Source organism: Streptomyces phytophilus, assembly GCF_013870535.1.
Taxonomy (GTDB): domain Bacteria; phylum Actinomycetota; class Actinomycetes; order Streptomycetales; family Streptomycetaceae; genus Streptomyces; species Streptomyces phytophilus.
In genome coordinates, this window is record NZ_JACBXC010000863.1 from 1 (window position 1) to 2,656 (window position 2,656).

Annotated in this window: 3 protein-coding genes and 1 pseudogene; 2 read left to right on the forward strand and 2 right to left on the reverse strand. The window is 72.6% G+C overall.

The window, feature by feature from the left end:
• Positions 1 to 652: DUF5931 domain-containing protein (locus H5J30_RS26360; RefSeq protein ID WP_258563549.1), on the reverse strand; the 652-nt coding region annotated here is incomplete at its 3' end.
• Positions 653 to 696: 44 nt separating this feature from the next.
• On the reverse strand, positions 697 to 1,479 hold the full coding sequence (locus H5J30_RS26365; RefSeq protein WP_181789832.1) for a lysophospholipid acyltransferase family protein: 783 nt from the start codon (positions 1,477 to 1,479) through the stop codon (positions 697 to 699).
• 211 nt (positions 1,480 to 1,690) lie between these two features.
• Here H5J30_RS26365 and H5J30_RS26370 point away from each other — a divergent pair, with 211 nt between their 5' ends.
• Together H5J30_RS26370 and H5J30_RS26375 are read left to right on the forward strand one after the other, a co-directional pair.
• The gene (locus H5J30_RS26370; protein WP_181789833.1) at positions 1,691 to 2,488 is read left to right on the forward strand and encodes an alpha/beta hydrolase; all 798 of its coding nucleotides are present in this window, start codon (positions 1,691 to 1,693) and stop codon (positions 2,486 to 2,488) included.
• Positions 2,475 to 2,656: pseudogene (locus tag H5J30_RS26375) on the forward strand (hypothetical protein); the annotation flags it as partial. The gene H5J30_RS26370 and the pseudogene H5J30_RS26375, both read left to right, overlap by 14 nt.

A 2,656-nucleotide genomic window follows, 5' to 3' on the forward strand; every position in this document is an offset into this window, starting at 1 on the left:
TACGCCGCCGGGCCGCCCCGCGGCGCTGGACCAGCGCCAGCACCTGCAGCACGCTGTCGTGGATGTCGCGCGCCAGCCGCTCCCGCTCCCGCGTCGCCGCCTCGATCTGCAGCGCCCGGGCCAGCGTCCGCTCACTGGTCCGCGCCACCTCCACGATGTAGCCGATCGCCGTCGACGCGACCATCAGCAGCACGATGTTGTGGAAGTTGTCCTGCACCACCTCGCCGCGCTGCACGATGTTCGACAGCCCCACGGCCGCCGACGACGCCGCGCCCCAGCGCCAGCCGCCCTTGATCGCGAAGCCCAGCACCGAGCCCGCCGCCCAGATCGACGGCAGCGTGGTCGCGCCGTCGTCGATGCGCTCCGGCGTCTCCACCGGGATGGTCAGCAGGATGCCGGTCAGCGTGAGCGTGATGTCCGCGGCGAGGAACCGGTACGTGCAGCGCTCGGCCGACGAGACCCGGCGGAAGGTGGCCAGCGTCCACAGCGTGAGGACCGCGAGGTACGTCCAGCCCAGCGCCGGGCGCGCGACGGCGTCGTGCCGGTGTGCGAACTGCGCCACCGCGTACGCGAGCGTCAGCACCCGGAAGTACGTCAGCGCCTGCCACAGCGGCTGCTCCACCGACATCCGCCGCTTGCTCTGCCCGGCCATCGCCCCGGCTCTCCTTCCCGCCCCTCCCGCGCGCGTACGCCGCGCTAGGCCGCGGCGTCCCGCCGGTCGGACTTCTCGGCGTTCTCGGCGTTCTCGGCTTTCTCGGCTTTCTCTGCCTTCTCCTCCGCCTTGCGGCGCTTCGCCTCGTCCGCCATCCGCCGCTTCGCCGCCGTCGCGTACTCGTCCACGTACTCCTGGCCGGAGAGCTTCATGATCTCGTACATGACCTCGTCGGTCACCGAACGCAGGATGAACCTGTCGTGCTCCATGCCCTGGTAGCGCGTGAAGTCCAGCGGCCTGCCGATCCGGATGCCGGGCCGCATGACCTTCGGCACCACCTGCCCCGGCGGCTGGATCTTCTCCGTGTCGATCATCGCCACCGGCAGCACCGGCGCCCCGCTGAGCAGCGCCAGCCGGCCGAGGCCGCCGGGCTTGCCGCGGTAGAGGCGGCCGTCGGGCGACCGCGTGCCCTCGGGGTAGATGCCGAACAGCTCGCCGCGCTCCAGCACGTCGAGTCCGCTCTTGATCGCCGCCTCGCCGGCGCCGCGGCTGCCGGAGCGGTCGACGGGCAGCTGCCCGACGCCCTTGAAGAACGCGGCGGTCAGCCGGCCCTTGACGCCCGGGGTGGTGAAGTACTCCGCCTTCGCGATGAAGGTGACCTTCCGGTGCAGCATGGAGGGCAGGAAGAACGAGTCGGAGAAGGAGAGATGGTTGCTCGCGAGGATCGCGGCACCGGTGTCCGGCACGTTCTCCATGCCTTCCACCCAGGGACGGAAGACGAGCCTCAGACTGTTGCCGAGGGACATCTTCATCGCGCTGTAGAACAACCGGGGCCTCCTGCGATCTGCTCGTGTGACCATAGCGCTCCAGGTCGGAGAGCGGTATCCGGGGCGAGGTGCCCTCCCGGGGCGCTCCCGCCCGCTACGCGGCCGCCCCGCGGGGCGTCCGCGGGGGCCCGCCCGTCGGTACGGGGCAGTAGGCTCAAGGGCAGCGCCAGGCACGTATCCGCCGCCCGCCTGACACGATCGGAGTCCCGCCATGCCGGTCCTTCCCGGAGCCGAGCCGTTCCGCCAGCCGGGTGGCGAGACGGGGGTGCTGGTCTGCCACGGTTTCACCGGCTCGCCCCAGTCCGTACGGCCCTGGGCCGAGCATCTCGCCGCCCGCGGCCTGACGGTCTCCATGCCGCTGCTGCCCGGGCACGGCACGCGCTGGCAGGACCTCCAGGTGACGCGCTGGCAGGACTGGTACGCGACGGTGGAGCGGGAGCTGCGGGAGCTGTCCGACCAGTGCGAGCGGGTCTTCCTGTGCGGGCTGTCCATGGGCGGCACGCTGGTGCTGCGGCTGGCCGCCCTGCACGGGGACGCGGTCGCCGGCGTGGTCGCGGTCAATCCGCTGAACAAGCTGCACGGGCTGCTGCCGAAGGCCCTGCCCGCGGCCCGCTTCCTGGTGCGCAGCTCCCCCGGCGTCATCGACGACATCGCCAAGAAGGGCGCCGCCGAGACCGGCTACGACCGCGTGCCCCTGCACGCCGCGCACTCGCTGCGGCAGCTCCTCGCCCGCGTCGACGCCGAACTGCCCCAGGTGACGCAGCCGCTGCTGGTCCTGCACAGCCGGGTCGACCACGTCGTCTCGCCGGTGGACTCCGCCCGTATCCTCGGCCGGGTCTCCTCCCGGGACGTCACGGAGACCGTCCTGGAGGACAGCTACCACGTCGCCACCCTCGACCACGACGCGGAACGGATCTTCACGGCCACCGACGACTTCATCGACCGGCTCACCGTGCCGGCCGGCGGCACCGAGCAGCGGAAGGAGGCCCGGGCCCGTGGCGGAGCGTAACCCGGACCGGGAGGACCCGCAGCAGGGCGACGGTCCCGCGGAGACGGAGCCGGCGGGCGCGGAGCCGACGAAGTCCGAGCCGACGGGGTCCGAGCCGACGGGGGCGGGCGGCGCACCGCTGGACGAGGAGGCCGCCTGGGCGGAGATCGTCGCCGCGTTCGACGAGGA

Excerpts from the sequence above, each read along its gene's own strand:
- H5J30_RS26370 (WP_181789833.1), top strand. The coding sequence starts at position 1,691 with ATGCCGGTCCTTCCCGGAGCCGAGCCGTTCCGCCAGCCGGGTGGCGAG.